Genomic DNA, 15,921 nt, shown 5'->3' on the forward strand with positions numbered 1-15,921 from the left:
TACCTTATTGCAATCTCTGGAACTACTGGTGGAACAGGCGCGGGTTGATCAGCCAGACGGAGCTGGCGCGAGCACCTGGGTTCTTCTTTGTGGTGTGCCGGATGCAGCGGTTGGCCTGCAAGCGGCGCAGGGCCTCCTGCAGGCGCTCCAGCTTGGTGAACCGCCCGTGCAGTTCGCGGTGCGCGGCGGACTGCAGGAACTCGCCGCACGACTGGCGCAGCACCCACTGCAACAGATAGTCCGCGTCGCGGTCTGCCTGATCGGCTGCCAATAGCCGGAAGGCCAGCCGGGCATGGGGCACCAGCGCCAGGCACAGCCGCACCGCTTGCTGCATGGTGGTCTCGGAAACCTCCTGGGCATCGATGCCGCTGGTGACGAACTCGAACAGTGCAGCCACACGCGCAGCCAGGCCGGCCAGCTTTGCGCCCCAATCGCTGATGGCGGCCAGCTCGGCGCCGGGCGCAAGTTCATCCTCGACCCACTGCGCAAACTGGAACCAGACCTCCAGCGCGCCAGGCGACAGGATGACGATGCCGGGCTTGGTGTGCGGGCCTTCGGTCGCCACGTCGGGCAGCAGGCCGGCCAGCCCGGCCTCGTAGGCCTGGCGCACGTCATCCGGCACGGCGCTGTACTTGCGCACGTTGCGCCCGCCCACGAACTGCCCCGGCAGCGCGAAGGCAAAACGCGCCATCAGGCCCGATGCACGAAAGCGCGTCGAACCGGCCGCTTCGTTGAGTAGATCGGGCTGCAGCAGCAAGCCCAGCGCGACGGCCGCACGATCCACATAGGCAGCGCGCCCTGCGCGTGTGACGCGCACCGCGCCGCCGGAAAAGCCCTCGAGCAACACGTCCAACGACGGGCCGCCAGAACCGCCATAGGACGCGGTCAGGGTGCTGAACAGCCCGCCCTCGGCCGCGAGCACGGCAGCGCGCCCGCCCTGTTCGACCAGGACTTGCTGCAACGCCTCCACGGTCACGTCGCCGCTGAACGCCAGCGGCGCGAACAGCCGCTCCGGCATTTGTTCCTCTTCATGGGCGATCTCGCGGCGCAGCCGCTCGCGCTCTTCGCCGTCGTCGGTTTTGGCGATCTTGGCTTGCAAGCCTTTGATGCGGGATTCGCAGGCCATGATGCGGGAATTCACGTCTGCGATCGGCCGGCGCATGCGCTCGCGCGCCTGGCGCTCCCAGTACTCCAACGGCTCCAGCAGCGAACGTAGAACGGCACTCTTGCGAGCGCCGCTCGGCGCAGCCGTCAAGCTCCAAAACGACAAGCTTTCGATGTAGCCGCCGTGCACGCGCACCATGCGCCGGCGCTGCACCGCCGTGGCCACCACCGACAGAGCCGTCAGGGCGGACATCGTCACGGGCGTTTGCGTTGCCGCGGCAAGCGCAGCCACGAACTGCCCCAGCCAGCCGGGCAGCAGATCGGCAGTCAGTTCGGGCGCTGAGGTCGCCCCCATCGTCGGCTGCGGCCAGGCATCAAGTTCTTGCTGCGCGATCGATTGCGCTATCTGACTGCGCACGGCCTCCAAGCCTTCGGCCTGCGCCAAGTCGTTGAAATCGCTCGCGTCACCCATGGCGCACCCCGCCAAAATTCGGGTACACCACACGCCCGCCCACGGCGCGAGCGGCTGCGGTTGCGCGCGTGAGGCCGGGATTGCCGGGCGTGGCGGCATCGTCATCGGCGCAGACCACCGCGCGCACGCTCGGGAATTTTTCCCGCAGCGCGCAGGCCACGGGCTCCAAGTTGTTGGCATTGAAGGCCACGGCCACCGGCCAGCCGGTGGCCTCGTGCAAAGTCGCGCCGGTGGCAAAACCCTCGGCGATCAGCAACGTGTCCACTGGCGCGCCGCCGATCGGGAAATAGCAACCGCGCGTGCGCCCGCCGGCAAGAAAGCGTTTTTCGCCATCCGGCGAAATGAGTTGCAGGCTCCACAATTTGCCGGCCGTATCGCGCAGCGGCAGTACCAGGTCACCGCGCAGCATGCGTGCCCCATGGGGTTTGATCCCTTTTTTCAGCAGGTACGGGTGCGCGGCCAGGGCGAGCGCCGAGCGCCCCAGCAGCACGCGCGCGCGCTCGGCGGCGTCTGCCTGATCGCGCTCAGATGCGCGCTCACGTGCGGCCTGGGCGGCGCGCAGACGCTCGCGCATGGCGGCGTACTCGGCGGGGCTGCATGGCGTGGCGCGCCTGGGTGACCATGTGTGCGTGCTGCCAAATTTCCAAGACCCGAAGACGGCGGCCAGCGGGGCGTCGTGGAGAACCAGCCAGCCGTTGCGACTGCCGGGCTTGTCGCCCACCACGCGAAAGCGCCGCAGGCGGCCATCGGGCACCAGGTCGAGTGCCGCAAACGGCTCGACGCCACGCACGCGCATGGCGGCGCGCAGCTCCTGCAAGGCGGCGTCGAAGTTGACCGGCTGCGCGCCGGCGGGCATAATTTGATTGGTCAATTTTCAACTCCCGGCCGCTGGCGCACTGCGAATGCCCAGCGGCTTTTTGGTTGGCTACTCGGCGGCTGCGAGTTGCCGCGCGATCCAACGATCGATGGCCTCGCTGTCCCAGCGCGTGCACCGCGCGGACAAGCGAACAGGCTGCGGGAACTCGCCGCGTTGAACCGCGTACCAGACCCAGCGGTCAGATCGCTCAATCCGCTGTGCGACGCTGCGAACGCTTTCCAGCCGGCGCGGCGCCTGATTGGTCGATTCCATGTGCTTTTCCTCCAAGGGTTGCGTTGCGTGCATCGGCGTGCAACGGCGCCAAGGATTGCGCGCAGGAGTCCAGTCGGTAAGGCAAAGCGCTGGACAAGCGTTGCGCGCTGCCGTCAATCAGGCTTGACGCCCGGCGCGAACTACGGCAGCTCCCCGCCCGCTTCCAACGCCTCGGCGCAGCGCACCAGCAGCGCTGCCACGGCGCGCGCCAGGTCGGGCGCAAGACGAACCATGCAGCTGCCGTCATTTGTGCCCACGCTCAGGTCAACGGCGCGCCAGGTGCGGCTGGCGGCTACGTTCACATAGCGGCCGCTGGCATCGTCAACATGCTCGAAATCCAGCAGCCGATCTGGGCTCAGCCATTCGGCGTGAGTGAACTTGACCATGATCAATCCTCCCCGCCGCCGGCTTCAAGCTTGCCCTCGAGATCGGCCCTGTCGAGCACGTCGATAGCCTCGAGCGCCAGGGCGTGCACGGCGTCCGCAAGACCGCTCAGCATGCGCGCTGAAATCCGCAGTCGGTTGTCATCGCCGCAGGCCAGCAAGACCGCTGAAATCGCCTCTATGCCGCGTAGACGCTGCGCCAGGCGGCGCGCATCGAACGCCCCCAGCCTGACCCCGGCGCTGAAATCGCCGAAGGCCTGCGCCATGTAAATTTCGTGTAGATCGAGCGGTTCAAAGCCGGCTGCCTCCGGCTCATTGGCGGGCGCTTGGGTTTGGCGCTTGGTCATGCTGCACCTCCTTCTGCACCGGCGCGATCGAGACGGCGCAGCGCAGCCAGCGCCAGGCCGGTTTTGCGCCGGGCGCCTGCCAGATTGCCGCCGGGCTGGCGCAGGTAGTGCAAGGCCACGCTCAGCGCGTTGTGCGCGTCGCCAAAGGCTTGCAGGGTGTCGGTAGAGGCGCCCGTATCGGGCAGGGAAGGCGCGCCGCTGCGGCTGCGCATGGGGATTACCACGGACATGGTTTCATGCTCCTTATCGAGACCTTGAACCCACCTGCCGCGTTTTCAAGCGCAGCAGGTGGACGGGATGTTGAAAACACGGCGATAAGACCATGCGCCGGGCGTTGCCGATCCGGCCATCCCGCCCGAAACCGTGGCCACGGGCGCCGCCCGCAAGCCGTAATCCAGACGTGACGAAACCTCGCTGTCGGGGAGGTTGCGCCGCTTATCGAAGGGGTGTTTTCAAGCACCAGCCCATCAAAGGGCCGGGGTCAATTATGCACGCCAGCGCGCCGGCGTCAACGCGGCAAGCGCTTGCGGGCGCAGTGCAAAGGTGCAAGCTTGCACGATTGCCGGTGCGCCCGCCATCAGCCCGTGCGCGAGTGCAGCTCGATGACCTGGGCGCCTCGGCGCGCCTGATCAAGGTAGTCTGCCCACCAGGACATCATCTTGCGCCGCTCGGCCAGGTGTTGGCTGTGGTCGTAGGCGGCTGCGATCTTGTCGCGCTTTTGGTGCGCAAGCTGCGACTCGATCACGCGATCGGCAAAACCATGCTCATGCAAGATGGTGGAAGCCAGCCCACGGAAGCCGTGCCCGGTCATCGTGCCCTTGTAGCCCAGCCGCGCCAGGGCCGCAAGGATGGTGTTGTTGCTCATGGGCTTTTCGTGGTCACGCTCGCCAGGAAACAACAGCGAGCGGCCATTGCTCAGCGTCTGCAGCGCCTGCAGCAGCTCTATCGTTTGCGGCGCCAGCGGTACCAGGTGCGGGGTCTTCATCTTCATTCGCTCGCCCGGGATGCGCCACAGGCCTGCCGCAAGATCGAACTCTTCCCAGCGCGCGCCGATCAGCTCGCTGGTGCGAACAAAGGTCAGGTTCATCAACCTCATGGCAAAGCGGGTGTAGGGGCCGCCTTGGTAGGCCTCGATCTTGCGCAGCAGATCGGGCAGCTCGGCAGCATCGATGCGCGCGAAGTTGACCGGCTTCTTTGGCCGAAGGATGTCACCAGGGCGGAAATCCGTCGCAGGGCTGCGCTCGATCAGATCCTCGGTGACGGCAAAGCGCAGCACCGCACTGGCGATCTGCAGCGTGCGATACGCCAGGTCAGAGACGCCGCGCGCCTCCACGCCTTGCGCCATGGTCTTGAGGTGCTTTGCCGTGATCGAGCGCACCGGCATCTTGCCCAGCCTGGGGAAGATGTCTTTCTCCATGCGCCCCATCGTGTAGGCGGCGTGGCGCTCGTTCTTGCCCTGGCGCCAGCGCTGCCACCACAGCCGGGCCACGTGCTCAAAGGTGTTTGCGCTGTCGGCCGCCTGTTGCTCGCGCGCGGCGCGCCGCTGCGCGGACGGGTCTTTGCCCATTGCCAGCTGCTCGCGCGCCTGCAGGTGCAAGGCCCGGGCGTTGGCCAGGCTCACCACGGGGTAGGAGCCAAGACTGATCATTTTTTCCTTGCCCGCGAAGTAGTAGCGGAAGCGCCATAGCTTCGCGCCGGATGGCGTGACGTCAAGGCACAGTCCGCCTTGATCGGCCAGGCGGTGCAGGGCTTTTTCCGGCGGGCAAACCGCCTTGCGACAGGTGATGTCAGACAGGGGCATGACGCTATTTTGCGGGTATCTTTGTAACAAAATCGTTACAGGGAAAAAGATACCCGGAAAACTACCCGTTTTTGACCCTGCATTCATGTGCACGGTACTGCACGGCAGTGCATTAAAAAACCCCGTAAGTTGTTGATCTTACGGGGTCTTTTTGCACGGTAGTGCACGGTATTTCAGCTATCCCTGGCGGAGACGAAGGGATTCGAACCCTTGATGAGGCTCAACACCCCATACTCCCTTAGCAGGGGAGCACCTTCGGCCACTCGGTCACGTCTCCAGAAACCGCGCATTATGCCTGAATTTGCCTGCCAATCTACGCAGGCTCAGGCGCAAATCACTGATCGAGACCAAAGGCGCGGTGCAGCGCGCGCACCGCCAGTTCGACGTATTTCTCGTCGATGACCACCGAGGTCTTGATCTCGCTGGTGGAGATCATCTTGATGTTGATGCCCTCTTCGCTCAGCGTGCGAAACATGGTGCTGGCCACGCCGACCTGGCTGCGCATGCCTATGCCGACGATGCTGACCTTGGCGATCTTGGCGTCGGTGACAAGCTGGTCGGTGCCGAGCTCGGGCAGCACCTTGTCGCGCAGCAGCAGCGAGGCGCGCTCCAGGTCGGCGCGCGGCACCGTGAAGCTGAAGTCGGTCTTGCCGTCCTTGCTCACGTTCTGGATGATCACGTCCACGTCCACCCTGGCGTCGGCCACGGCGCCCAGAATGCGGTAGGCAACCCCGGGGTGGTCGGGCACGCCCAGGATGGAGATCTTGGCCTCATCGCGCGAGAAGGCGATGCCCGAAACGATGGCTTTTTCCATTTGTTCATCTTCCTCAAGTGTGATCAGGGTGCCCGACCTGGCTTCTTCGTCGATGTCGATGTCCCAGGGCGTGAAGCTCGAGAGCACGCGCAGCGGCACCTTGTACTTGCCGGCAAACTCCACCGAGCGGATCTGCAGCACCTTGCTGCCCAGGCTGGCCATTTCCAGCATTTCCTCGAAGCTCAGGGTATTGAGCCGCCGCGCCTCGGGCACGACGCGCGGATCGGTGGTGTAGACGCCGTCCACGTCGGTGTAGATCAGGCATTCGTGCGCCCCGATCGCCGCCGCGATGGCCACCGCCGAGGTGTCCGAGCCGCCGCGCCCCAGCGTGGTGATGTTGTTGCCGGCGTCTATGCCCTGAAAGCCGGTGACGATGACCACCTTGCCCGCGTCGAGCTCGGCCCGGACGTGCTGGTCGTCTATCGATTCGATGCGCGCCTTGGTGTAGCTGCTGTCGGTGCGCACCGGCACCTGCCAACCGGTGAAGCTCACCGCCTGCAGACCCTCGGCCTGCAGCGCGATGGCCAGCAGTGCGGACGACGCCTGCTCGCCGGTGGCGGCCAGCTGGTCGAGCTCGCGGTGGTAGGCGTCGCCGGCCTTGCCGGGCCAGATTTCCTTGGCCAGACCCAGCAGGCGGTTGGTCTCGCCGCTCATGGCGCTGGGCACCACTACCACCTGGTGGCCGGCGCGCACCCATTTGGCAACGCGGCGCGCGACATTGCGTATGCGCTCGGTAGACCCCATCGAGGTACCACCGTACTTATGAACGTACAAGGCCATGAAAATGTCCGTCAAAAGGCGCGGCGCGCGAAGGGCGGCGGCGCTCAGGCAGCGATCACAAAAGCGCGGAATTGTACCAATCGAGCACCGCGTTGTTGCGCTGCACAAAGCCGCTGCCGACCTTGAGATGGATGCGGTGTCCACGCGTCGTGCAAGCCTTGATCTGCGCCAGCAAGGCCTGCAGTTGCGCGCTGCTGGGCGTGGTGCCGTGGTGCTCGCGCAGCCAGTGGCGCAGCACATTGGCCTGGCGCGCCGCACTCAAGGTCTGCAAGCGGGAGATGGCAGGCGGCACGCCAGCACTGAGCAAATCCGCCTGCGCCAGCTCGCGCAGCAGCTCGGCGGCTTCGGCAGCATGCCGGCTGCTGCGCGCAAAGGTGTCGCGAAACTGCGGAAACACCTCATCAAGCACCGGCAGAAGGTGCAGGCGGATGCGGTTGCGCGTATAGCGCTCTTGCTGGTTGCTCGGGTCTTGCACCCAGGCCACGCCCTGCCCGGCCAGCCATTGGCGCACTGCGGAGCCGGCCACCTGCAGGAGCGGGCGATGCCAGAGCAGGCCGTCGCGCTGCCAGTGCGCAGGCATGGCGGCAAGGCCGGCCACGCCCGCGCCGCGCGAGAGAGCGAGCAGCAAGGTTTCGACCTGATCGTCCGCATGGTGCGCAAGTGCAATGTTTTTGATAGCTGCTTGTGCGCTCGCAGATTGGGCTAGAACCAAAAAAGCCTGATATCTTGCACGCCGCGCCGCATCTTCGGGACTCTGGCCCGGAGCGTGGCGCGCATCGACGCGCGCAATCTGCAGCGGCACCTGCAGCCGCGCGCACAAGGCCTCGCAGTGGCGCACGAAGTCGTCCGCCGCCTGCTGCAAGCCGTGATGGACATGAAAGGCGTGGACCTGCCCCGGCCAGCGGCGCGCGCAGGCCAGGAGCAAAGCGGTGGAATCGGCGCCGCCGCTCAGGCCGACGGCCAGCGGCAGATCGGGCGCGAAGGCAGCGATCGCGGCTTCAAAAGACAGGGGCACGGCGCATGCGGCGGCGCGCGACCGCGTCAGCCGCGCGGCGGAGCCAGGCGCTTGAGAGCGCCCTCGTCGCCACGCAGCTTGAAGGTCCCCACGACGTCGGACAGGCGCGCGGATTGATCCTTGAGGCTGGCCGCCGCCGCCGCGCTTTCCTCGACCAGCGCGGCGTTTTGCTGCGTCATCTCGTCCAGGTGCGAGACCGCCTGCCCGACCTCGCCGATGCTGCCACTTTGCTCGGTGGTGGCGGCCGTGATCTCGGCCATGATGTCGGTCACGCGCTGCACCGATTGCACGATCTCGGTCATGGTGGTGCCGGCGTCCTGCACCAGTTTGGCGCCGCTTTCCACCTGCTGCACCGAGGCGCCGATCAGCGCCTTGATCTCGCGCGCCGCGTCGGCCGAGCGCCCGGCCAGCGCCCGCACCTCGCTGGCGACCACCGCGAAACCCCGGCCCTGTTCGCCCGCGCGCGCCGCCTCCACCGCCGCATTCAGCGCCAGGATGTTGGTCTGGAACGCAATGCCGTCGATCACGCCGATGATGTCGTTGATCTTGCGCGAGGCGGCGTTGATCTGCTGCATCGTCGAGACGACGTTGCCCACCACCTCGCCGCCGTGGCGCGCCACGCTGGAAGCCTGGGCCACGAGCTGGTTCGCCTGGCCCGCCGCCTCGGCGGTGTGGCGCACGGTCTCGGTCAGTTGCTGCATCGAGGCCGAGGTCTCTTGCAGGCTCGCCGCAGTCAGTTCGGTGCGGCTGGACAGGTCGTGATTGCCGCTGGCGATCTCCTCGGACGCGGTGCGCACCGACTGGCTCGCATCGCGAATCTGCGCCAGCACGCCCGCGAGCTTGCCCGCGAAGTTGTTGAAGCTGGCGGAAATCTGCGCCAGCTCATCCACCCCTTGCGCATCGATGCGGCGCGACAGGTCGCCATCGCCCTCGCCGATCTCATGCATCGCGTCGCGCACCTGCGTCAGGCGCTTGAGGCGCCACGACAGCACCAGCCACAACAGCACGATGGCCGCGATCAGCACGATCAGCGCCACCAGCAGCGACACCTGCACCAGCGTGTGGATGCCCGCCAGCGCCTCGCCCTGATCGGCCGCGATCACCAACTGCCAATCCGTGCCCGCTACCGGCACCACGGTGAGCAGCATGTCCCGCCCCTGCAAGGCCACGGCTTGCAATTGCGGGCTCTGCGCCATTTCCTTGAGCCCCGCAACGCTGAGTCGAGGCGAAAGATCACTGGCGGGCTTGAGGGTCAGCTTGACGTCGGGGTGACCGATGATCGCGCCGTTGCCCCCCACGAGAAAGGCGTAGCTTGCCGGTGTGGGCTTGATCGCGCCGACGGCCTGAACGACGGCCGTGATCGAGGTATCACCCGCGCTCACCCCGACCACCTTGCCCGCCACGCGCATCGCCTGCGCGACCGTGACGACCAAGCCCTGCCCACCGGCATCCTCGTAGGGCGGCGTCAGGATCGTGGACGGCGCCGCCACGGCCGCTTGGTACCAGGGACGCGAAGTCGGGTCATAGTCCGGCGGCAGGCTCTGCGCACTGGAAAACGCCGTGCGTTTGTCCGGGTAGCCGAAATACGCCGTGATGAACCCGCCTGCATCGCGCAGACGCGCCAGGATCGGCTCTGGCTGCGGGTTGTCTATCGCCGTTCCCGCCACGACCACGACCGCAGTCTTGGACTTGATCCAGTCACGGATCGCGTCGGCGTTGGTCTTGGCCAGCATGCGCGATTGCGCCGCCAGGGCATCGAGCGCCTGGGCGCGCGAAGTCGCGTAGTTGGCCGCCGTGAGCACCGCCAGCGCCGCCACGAGGCACAGGGCAGAGAGCAGGAGCACCTGCCCCTTGAGTGTCTTGAGCAACTGCATGTTCGTCTTTGCCTTGAAGTGTGGAGACGCCGGGAAATGGTACGGCGCCCGGACGGGGTCAGTGACTGTCCGCCTTGAGATCGGAATAACGCCCGTAGCTGCGCAGGCGCTCGTAGCGGCGCTCCAGCAGCTCCTTGGTCTTGAGGTCGGCGAGCTGGCGCCAGGCGTCGGCGAGCGCGCGCTTGAGCAAGGCCGCCATCTGCTTGGGGTCGCGGTGGGCACCGCCCACGGGTTCGTTGACGATCTTGTCGATCACGCCCAGCGCCTTCAGGCGGTGCGCCGTCACGCCCATGGCCTCGGCCGCGTCCTGCGCGCGCTCGCTGGTTTTCCAGAGGATGGAGGCGCAGCCCTCGGGGCTGATCACCGAGTACACCGAATACTGCAGCATGATGAGCTGGTCGGCCACGGAAATCGCCAGCGCTCCGCCCGAGCCGCCCTCGCCGATGATGGTGGTGATGATCGGCACCTCCAGGCGCGCCATCTCGTAGATGTTGTGCCCTATCGCCTCGGACTGGCCGCGCTCCTCGGCGTCTATGCCCGGAAAGGCGCCGGGCGTGTCCACGAAGGTGAACACCGGCAGTTTGAACTTCTCGGCCGTCTTCATCAGGCGCAGCGCCTTGCGGTAACCCTCGGGGCGCGTCATGCCGAAGTTGCGCGCCGCGCGCTCCTTGGTACCGCGGCCCTTCTGGTGGCCGATCACCATGCAGGCATTGCCGTTGAAGCGCGCCAGGCCCCCGATGATGCTCTGGTCGTCCGCAAAGTGGCGGTCGCCGTGCAGTTCGGTGAAGTCGGTGAAGATCTCGGCGACGTAGTCCAGCGTGTAGGGGCGGTCCGGATGCCGCGCGATCTTGGTGATCTGCCAGGGCGTCAGGTTGCTGTAGATGTCCTTGGTGAGCTGCTGGCTCTTCTTCGTGAGCTGGCCTATCTCTTCGGAAATGTCTACCGCGCTTTCGCTGTCCACATAGCGCAGTTCTTCGATTTTGGATTCCAGCTCCGCGATGGGTTGCTCGAAGTCCAGAAAGGTTTTTTTAGCCAACTTGGTCTCTCCTGGGGCAGCGCGTGTGCGCCGCGCCCGCCACTTGCCGGATTGCTCGACGGGAAGCGGTTCCAAAGAACCGTCAAATATACCAACTCGCCGCCGGGCCGCGCATGCCGGCAGGCAGCCTGCGCCGGGCGCGGGCGGCGCGCCTCACAGCGCTTCCCAGCTGGTGCCCTCGGGCCCGTCCTTGAGCACGATGCCCGATTCGAGCAGCTCGGCGCGGATGCGGTCCGCCGTGGCCCAGTCCCTGGCGGCCTTGGCGGCCGAGCGTGCGGCAATCTGCGCCGATATCGCCGCCTCGTCAAGCCGCCCGCCCGCCTGCAGGAAGCTCTGCGGGTCGGCTTGCAGCAGCCCGAGGCAGGCGCCCAGGGCCTTGAGCAGACCGGCGAGCGCGCTCGAGCGGCTGCGGTTGACCTCGCCCGCAAGCTCGAACAGCACCGCCACGGCCTCGGGCGTGCCAAAGTCTTCGTCCATCGCCGCCTTGAAGCGCGCGGCGTGCGGCTCGCTCCAGTCGAGCTCGATGGGCTCGGGCGCCACAGCATCCAGCGCGGTATACAGGCGCTTCAAGGCCGCGCGCGCATCGTCCAGATGGGCATCGCTGTAGTTCAGCGGGCTGCGGTAGTGGCTGCGCACGATGAAGAAGCGCACGGTCTCGGCGTCGTAGACCTTGAGCACGTCGCGGATGGTGAAGAAATTGCCCAGGCTCTTGGACATCTTCTCGTTGTCCACGTTGATGAAGCCGTTGTGCATCCAGACCCGCGCAAACGGCTTGCCGCTGGCGCCTTCGCTCTGGGCGATCTCGTTTTCGTGGTGCGGAAAGGCCAGGTCGGCGCCGCCGCCGTGGATGTCGAAGCTCTCGCCCAGCAGTGCGCAGCCCATGGCCGAGCACTCGATGTGCCAGCCGGGGCGCCCCGGGCCCCAGGGGCTGGCCCACTTCACCTCTTCGGGCTCGGTCGGCTTGGCGCTCTTCCAGAGCACGAAGTCGAGCGGATCGCGCTTGCCGTCCTGCACCGCCACGCGCTCGCCGGCGTTGAGTTCATCGAGCGTCTTGCCCGACAGCTTGCCGTAGCCGGGAAAGTTGCGCACCGCAAAGTTCACGTCGCCGCCCACGCCCGCCTGGTAGGCCAGGCCCTTGTCCTGCAGCCGGCCTATCAGCGAGAGCATCTGCGGCACGTAGTCGGTGGCACGCGGCTCGTGCGTCGGGCGCTCTATGCCGAGGGCGTCGGCGTCCTCGTGCAGCGCGGCGATCATGCGGTCGGTCAGGCTGCGTATGCTTTCGCCTCTTTCGACGGCGCGCTGGATGATCTTGTCGTCGATGTCGGTGATGTTGCGCACGTAGGTGACGCGCCAGCCGCTGGCGCGCAGCCAGCGCTGCACCAAGTCGAAGGCGATCATGGAGCGCGCATGCCCCAGGTGGCACAGGTCGTAGACCGTCATGCCGCAGACATACATGCGCACATGGCCGGGCTGCATCGGGGCAAAAGGCTGCACCGCGCGCGCCAGCGTGCTGTAGATACGCAAACTCATGGGTGGTTGCGGGGTCGGCCGGCGGGCGGCTGGCGCTGCGCCAGCCCCGCCGGGGCGCCAGACCCCTCGGATAGAATCCGCCGCAGTATAAATCGGCGGCCTCCCTGCGCAGCCGCCAACACCCCCATGCTGCCTCTTCGCCATCCCCTCGCCCGGCTGCTGCAATTGTCGGCAGCGCTGCTGCTGTGCACGGCGGCGGTCCACGCCAGCGACTATGCCGACATCGCCGCACTGCTCAAGGACGGCAAGGCCTCGCAGGCGCTGGTGCAAGTGGAGCAGCGCCTGGCCGCCACGCCCAAAGACCCGCAGCTGCGGTTTCTGCGCGGCGTGGCGCAAAGCGAGAGCCGCCAGACCAAGGCGGCGATCGAGACCTTCACCGAGCTCACGCGCGACTACCCCGAACTGCCCGAGCCCTACAACAACCTGGCCGTGCTGTATGCGCAGGAGAACCAGCTCGACAAGGCGCGCGCCGCGCTGGAGATGGCGATACGCACCAACCCGAGCTACGCCACGGCGCACGAAAACCTGGGCGACATCTACGCCAAGCTGGCCGGCCAGGCCTACAACAAGGCGCTGCAGCTCGAGGGCGCCAGCGGCGAGAGTCTCAAGCCCAAGCTGGCGCTGATCCGCGACCTGTTCCCCGCGCGCTCCACACCGAGCGCAGACACCGCGCCCGCACCCGAGCCCGGGGCGCCAGCCAAGGCCGCCGCAGCCCAGCCGCCGGCCGCAGCCAGCGCAAGCAGCACGCAGGCGCCTGCTTCTGCAACGGCACAGGCACAGGCACAGGCAAGCGCTGCCGCTCCCGCATCCGGGGCCGACACCGGCGCGGCGGCTGCAGCCAGCCAGGCCGAACAGTCCGTCGCCCAGGCGGTGCAGGCCTGGGCCCGGGCGTGGTCGGACAAAGACATGCAGGCTTATCTGAGCGCCTATGCCGATGATTTTTCTCCGGCCGGCCGCCAGTCGCGCGCCGCCTGGGAAAAGGACAGGCACGCGCGCATCGTCGGCAAATCGCAGATCAGCGTGAAACTGCACGACCTCAAGATCAAGGTGCGGGGCGACGAGGCCAGCGCCAGCTTTCGCCAGGAATACCAGGGCGACGCGCTGCACGTGAACTCTTCCAAGACGCTGACGCTGGCCAGGCGTGACGGGAACTGGAAGATCACCCGCGAATCGGTAGGCAGGTAGCGCCGGGTGCCCTCCAGGGCCCCGCGCCAGCCTTGCACCCTGCGCCTTCCATGATCGATCTCGCACGCCAGCCCGGCCGTCTCGCCCTCGTGGTGCTGGCCGCGGCAGCGCTGCTGGCAAGCCCGGCGGCGGCCCTCGCGCAAGCCGGCAGCACGTCCGCCCGCAGCCACAAGAAGCCTGCCAGAGCCAAGGCGCCCGCGCCCGCCCACGGGGCAGATGCCGAGGCGCGTCTGCTCCAGGTGTACGCCTTGACCCGCGCCGGCCACGCGGCCAAGGCGCTGGAGCAGGCGCAAGCGCTGGTGCGCGACTACCCGAACTTTCACCTCGCGCAGCTCACGCTGGGCGACCTGCTCAGCGCCCGCATGCGGCCGCTGCGCCAGCTCGGCGACGTGTCTGCGCCAGCGGCCGATGCCGCGCTGCAAGAGCTGCGCACCGAATCGCGCCAGCGCGTGGCGGCCCACGCCCGCCTGGCGCAGCGCACGCCGGGCAGTGTGCCGTCGCAGTTCCTGCAACTGGCGCCGCGCTATCGCCACGCGATTGCGGTCGATGCGTCGCTCTCGCGCCTGTACCTGTTCGAGAACACCCCGGCAGGGCTGCAGCTCGTGGCCGACTACTACGCCTCGGTCGGCAAGCTGGGCATCGAGAAGTCGAGCGAGGGCGACCAGCGCACGCCGCTGGGCGTGTACTTCATCACCGCGCGGCTCGACCCCGCGACGCTGCAAGACATTTACGGCATAGGAGCGCTGCCGCTGAACTACCCCAATGCGCTGGACCAGGCGCGCGGCAAGACGGGCAGCGGCATCTGGCTGCACGGCACGCCCTCGAACCAGTTTGCGCGTGCGCCGCTCGCGACCGACGGCTGCGTGGCCTTGTCCAACCCGGATCTGGCCCGACTGCTGCAGAGCGTGGAGCCGCGCACCACGCCCGTGGTGATCGCCAGCGCGCTGCAATGGCAGGCCCCGGCGGCGCAGCAAAGCGAGCGCGAGCGCCGCGAGTTCCAGGCCGTGCTGGACGACTGGAGCCGGGCCAAGACCCGGGGCAACCTGCAGCAGTTGATAAGCTACTACGCGCCGGATTTCAGGGCGCGCAAGAACCGCGTGGAGCTCGGCCTGAGCGACTGGGCGCTCGAGCTGCAGAACGAAACCGCGGCGCTGGCCGGGCGCGCGCTGCAGCTCAAGGAGCTGAGCCTGTTGCGCTGGGTGGATACGCACGAGACCATGGTGGTCACTTTCGGTGAAGTGGCCCAGGGTGAGCGCACGGGCCCGGTGCGCCGCCAGTACTGGACGCGCCAGGGCACGCAATGGCGCATTTTTTACGAAGGAATCATAGGATGACCTCTCGCCGCACCGCCTGCATGGCCTTGCTCGTGGCCGCAGCGCCGCTGGCCGCGCTGCCCGCGCACGCCGCAGACGACAGCCAGCCCAGGGTAAGACTCACGACCAGCCTGGGCGACATCGTGGTGCAACTGGACCGCGCCAAGGCACCCCGGACCGTGGACAACTTCCTGCAGTACGTGCGCGACAAGCACTACGACGGCACCGTCTTTCACCGCGTAATCAACGGCTTCATGATCCAGGGCGGCGGCTTTACCGCCGACATGGTGCAAAAGCCCACGCGCGCGCCGGTGCCGCTCGAAGCCGACAATGGCCTGAAGAACGATGAATACACGATCGCGATGGCGCGCACCGGCAACCCCAATTCGGCCACCTCGCAGTTCTTCATCAACGTCAAGAACAACGACGGCCTGAACGCCCCCAAGCCCGACGGCTACGGTTACACCGTCTTTGGCAAAGTGGTCGAGGGCAAGGAAGTGGTCGACAAAATCAAGGCCGTGGCCACGGGCAACCGCGGGCCGCACCAGAACGTACCGACCACGCCCGTGGTGATCGAATCCGCCACCATCGTCTCTTAAGGAGCCCCCGTGAGCCACCCGCAAGTACAACTGAACCTGACCCTGCACGGCGCCGACGGCGACAAGCCCGGCGTGATCGTGCTCGAGCTGGACGACGACAAGGCGCCCCAATCGTGCGCCAACTTCCTCGCCTACGTGAACAAGGGCCATTACGACGGCACCATCTTTCACCGGGTGATCAAGAACTTCATGATCCAGGGCGGCGGCTTTACCAGCGACATGCAGCAAAAGCCCACCGACGCGCCGATCAAGAACGAGGCGGCCAACGGCCTGAAGAACGACAAGTACACCGTCGCGATGGCGCGCACCGGCGACCCGCACAGCGCCACCGCGCAGTTCTTCATCAACGTGGTGGACAACGATTTCCTCAACCACACCGCACCGACCGGCCAGGGCTGGGGCTATGCCGTTTTCGGCAAAGTGGTGCAAGGCCAGGACGTGGTCGATGAAATCCGCAAGGTGCGCACCACGCGCAAGGGCTACCACGACGACGTGCCCTTCGATGCCGTGGTGATCGACAAGGCCGTCGCGCTCTGAGC

Annotated in this window: 16 protein-coding genes and 1 tRNA gene; 4 read left to right on the forward strand and 13 right to left on the reverse strand. The window is 66.9% G+C overall.

The features are described from left to right. Positions 1–22: 22 nt before the first annotated feature. The 13 genes from KUD94_RS08280 to cysS form a co-directional block, all read right to left on the reverse strand. Positions 23–1,576, reverse strand: a complete 1,554-nt coding sequence (locus tag KUD94_RS08280) for a YfjI family protein (protein WP_218236552.1) — start codon at positions 1,574–1,576, stop codon at positions 23–25. Further along, positions 1,569–2,447, reverse strand: a complete 879-nt coding sequence (locus KUD94_RS08285) for a toprim domain-containing protein (RefSeq protein WP_218236554.1) — start codon at positions 2,445–2,447, stop codon at positions 1,569–1,571. Before KUD94_RS08285 ends, KUD94_RS08280 begins: the two co-directional genes overlap by 8 nt. A 54-nt stretch (positions 2,448–2,501) precedes the next feature. Further along, a complete protein-coding gene (locus KUD94_RS08290) occupies positions 2,502–2,705 on the reverse strand; it encodes an AlpA family transcriptional regulator (protein WP_255568666.1) in 204 nt (67 codons plus the stop codon). Positions 2,706–2,845: 140 nt separating this feature from the next. Further along, positions 2,846–3,091 carry a hypothetical protein gene (locus KUD94_RS08295; protein ID WP_218236558.1) on the reverse strand — a complete coding sequence of 82 codons (246 nt, stop codon included), beginning with the start codon at positions 3,089–3,091 and terminating at the stop codon, positions 2,846–2,848. A gap of 2 nt (positions 3,092–3,093) precedes the next feature. Further along, entirely contained in the window at positions 3,094–3,435 is a 342-nt protein-coding gene (locus tag KUD94_RS08300) for a hypothetical protein (protein ID WP_218236559.1), read from the reverse strand. Next, on the reverse strand, positions 3,432–3,665 hold the full coding sequence (locus KUD94_RS08305; RefSeq protein WP_218236561.1) for a hypothetical protein: 234 nt from the start codon (positions 3,663–3,665) through the stop codon (positions 3,432–3,434). The genes KUD94_RS08300 and KUD94_RS08305 overlap by 4 nt, the downstream gene beginning before the upstream one ends. Before the next feature lie 347 nt (positions 3,666–4,012). Next, positions 4,013–5,236 carry an integrase arm-type DNA-binding domain-containing protein gene (locus tag KUD94_RS08310; protein ID WP_218236563.1) on the reverse strand — a complete coding sequence of 408 codons (1,224 nt, stop codon included), beginning with the start codon at positions 5,234–5,236 and terminating at the stop codon, positions 4,013–4,015. A gap of 184 nt (positions 5,237–5,420) precedes the next feature. Further along, a tRNA-Ser gene (locus tag KUD94_RS08315) sits at positions 5,421–5,513 on the reverse strand. Positions 5,514–5,570: 57 nt separating this feature from the next. Then, entirely contained in the window at positions 5,571–6,830 is a 1,260-nt protein-coding gene (locus KUD94_RS08320; protein WP_218236565.1) for an aspartate kinase, read from the reverse strand. 55 nt (positions 6,831–6,885) lie between these two features. Next, positions 6,886–7,845, reverse strand: a complete 960-nt coding sequence (gene tilS / locus KUD94_RS08325) for a tRNA lysidine(34) synthetase TilS (RefSeq protein ID WP_218236566.1) — start codon at positions 7,843–7,845, stop codon at positions 6,886–6,888. 26 nt (positions 7,846–7,871) lie between these two features. Then, positions 7,872–9,719 (reverse strand): methyl-accepting chemotaxis protein, encoded by a 1,848-nt coding sequence (locus KUD94_RS08330; RefSeq protein WP_218236568.1) that lies wholly within the window; start codon positions 9,717–9,719, stop codon positions 7,872–7,874. 58 nt (positions 9,720–9,777) lie between these two features. After that, complete coding sequence (locus KUD94_RS08335) at positions 9,778–10,755, reverse strand: acetyl-CoA carboxylase carboxyltransferase subunit alpha (protein WP_218236569.1); 978 nt, start codon at positions 10,753–10,755, stop codon at positions 9,778–9,780. Positions 10,756–10,908: 153 nt separating this feature from the next. Further along, positions 10,909–12,285, reverse strand: a complete 1,377-nt coding sequence (gene cysS, locus KUD94_RS08340) for a cysteine--tRNA ligase (RefSeq protein WP_218236571.1) — start codon at positions 12,283–12,285, stop codon at positions 10,909–10,911. A 126-nt stretch (positions 12,286–12,411) separates the two neighbouring features. Between cysS and KUD94_RS08345 the strand changes: the two genes are divergently transcribed. The 4 genes from KUD94_RS08345 to KUD94_RS08360 are packed head-to-tail and all read left to right on the forward strand — an operon-like array spanning position 12,412 to position 15,919. Further along, positions 12,412–13,470 (forward strand): nuclear transport factor 2 family protein, encoded by a 1,059-nt coding sequence (locus tag KUD94_RS08345; protein ID WP_218236573.1) that lies wholly within the window; start codon positions 12,412–12,414, stop codon positions 13,468–13,470. A 50-nt stretch (positions 13,471–13,520) separates the two neighbouring features. Continuing rightward, positions 13,521–14,804 (forward strand): murein L,D-transpeptidase family protein, encoded by a 1,284-nt coding sequence (locus KUD94_RS08350; protein WP_218236575.1) that lies wholly within the window; start codon positions 13,521–13,523, stop codon positions 14,802–14,804. Continuing rightward, positions 14,801–15,382, forward strand: a complete 582-nt coding sequence (locus tag KUD94_RS08355; protein WP_218236576.1) for a peptidylprolyl isomerase — start codon at positions 14,801–14,803, stop codon at positions 15,380–15,382. Before KUD94_RS08350 ends, KUD94_RS08355 begins: the two co-directional genes overlap by 4 nt. 9 nt (positions 15,383–15,391) lie before the next feature. Then, complete coding sequence (locus KUD94_RS08360) at positions 15,392–15,919, forward strand: peptidylprolyl isomerase (RefSeq protein WP_218236577.1); 528 nt, start codon at positions 15,392–15,394, stop codon at positions 15,917–15,919. The last annotated feature ends 2 nt before the right edge of the window (positions 15,920–15,921 follow it).

The organism is Comamonas sp. NLF-1-9 (assembly GCF_019195435.1).
Lineage (GTDB): Bacteria > Pseudomonadota > Gammaproteobacteria > Burkholderiales > Burkholderiaceae_C > Comamonas_C.

Excerpts from the sequence above, each read along its gene's own strand:
- KUD94_RS08295 (WP_218236558.1), bottom strand. The coding sequence starts at position 3,091 with ATGGTCAAGTTCACTCACGCCGAATGGCTGAGCCCAGATCGGCTGCTG.
- KUD94_RS08305 (WP_218236561.1), bottom strand. The coding sequence starts at position 3,665 with ATGTCCGTGGTAATCCCCATGCGCAGCCGCAGCGGCGCGCCTTCCCTG.
- KUD94_RS08320 (WP_218236565.1), bottom strand. The coding sequence starts at position 6,830 with ATGGCCTTGTACGTTCATAAGTACGGTGGTACCTCGATGGGGTCTACC.
- KUD94_RS08300 (WP_218236559.1), bottom strand. The coding sequence starts at position 3,435 with ATGACCAAGCGCCAAACCCAAGCGCCCGCCAATGAGCCGGAGGCAGCC.
- KUD94_RS08330 (WP_218236568.1), bottom strand. The coding sequence starts at position 9,719 with ATGCAGTTGCTCAAGACACTCAAGGGGCAGGTGCTCCTGCTCTCTGCC.
- KUD94_RS08345 (WP_218236573.1), top strand. The coding sequence starts at position 12,412 with ATGCTGCCTCTTCGCCATCCCCTCGCCCGGCTGCTGCAATTGTCGGCA.
- KUD94_RS08310 (WP_218236563.1), bottom strand. The coding sequence starts at position 5,236 with ATGCCCCTGTCTGACATCACCTGTCGCAAGGCGGTTTGCCCGCCGGAA.
- cysS (WP_218236571.1), bottom strand. The coding sequence starts at position 12,285 with ATGAGTTTGCGTATCTACAGCACGCTGGCGCGCGCGGTGCAGCCTTTT.
- KUD94_RS08355 (WP_218236576.1), top strand. The coding sequence starts at position 14,801 with ATGACCTCTCGCCGCACCGCCTGCATGGCCTTGCTCGTGGCCGCAGCG.
- KUD94_RS08350 (WP_218236575.1), top strand. The coding sequence starts at position 13,521 with ATGATCGATCTCGCACGCCAGCCCGGCCGTCTCGCCCTCGTGGTGCTG.
- KUD94_RS08290 (WP_255568666.1), bottom strand. The coding sequence starts at position 2,705 with ATGGAATCGACCAATCAGGCGCCGCGCCGGCTGGAAAGCGTTCGCAGC.
- KUD94_RS08280 (WP_218236552.1), bottom strand. The coding sequence starts at position 1,576 with ATGGGTGACGCGAGCGATTTCAACGACTTGGCGCAGGCCGAAGGCTTG.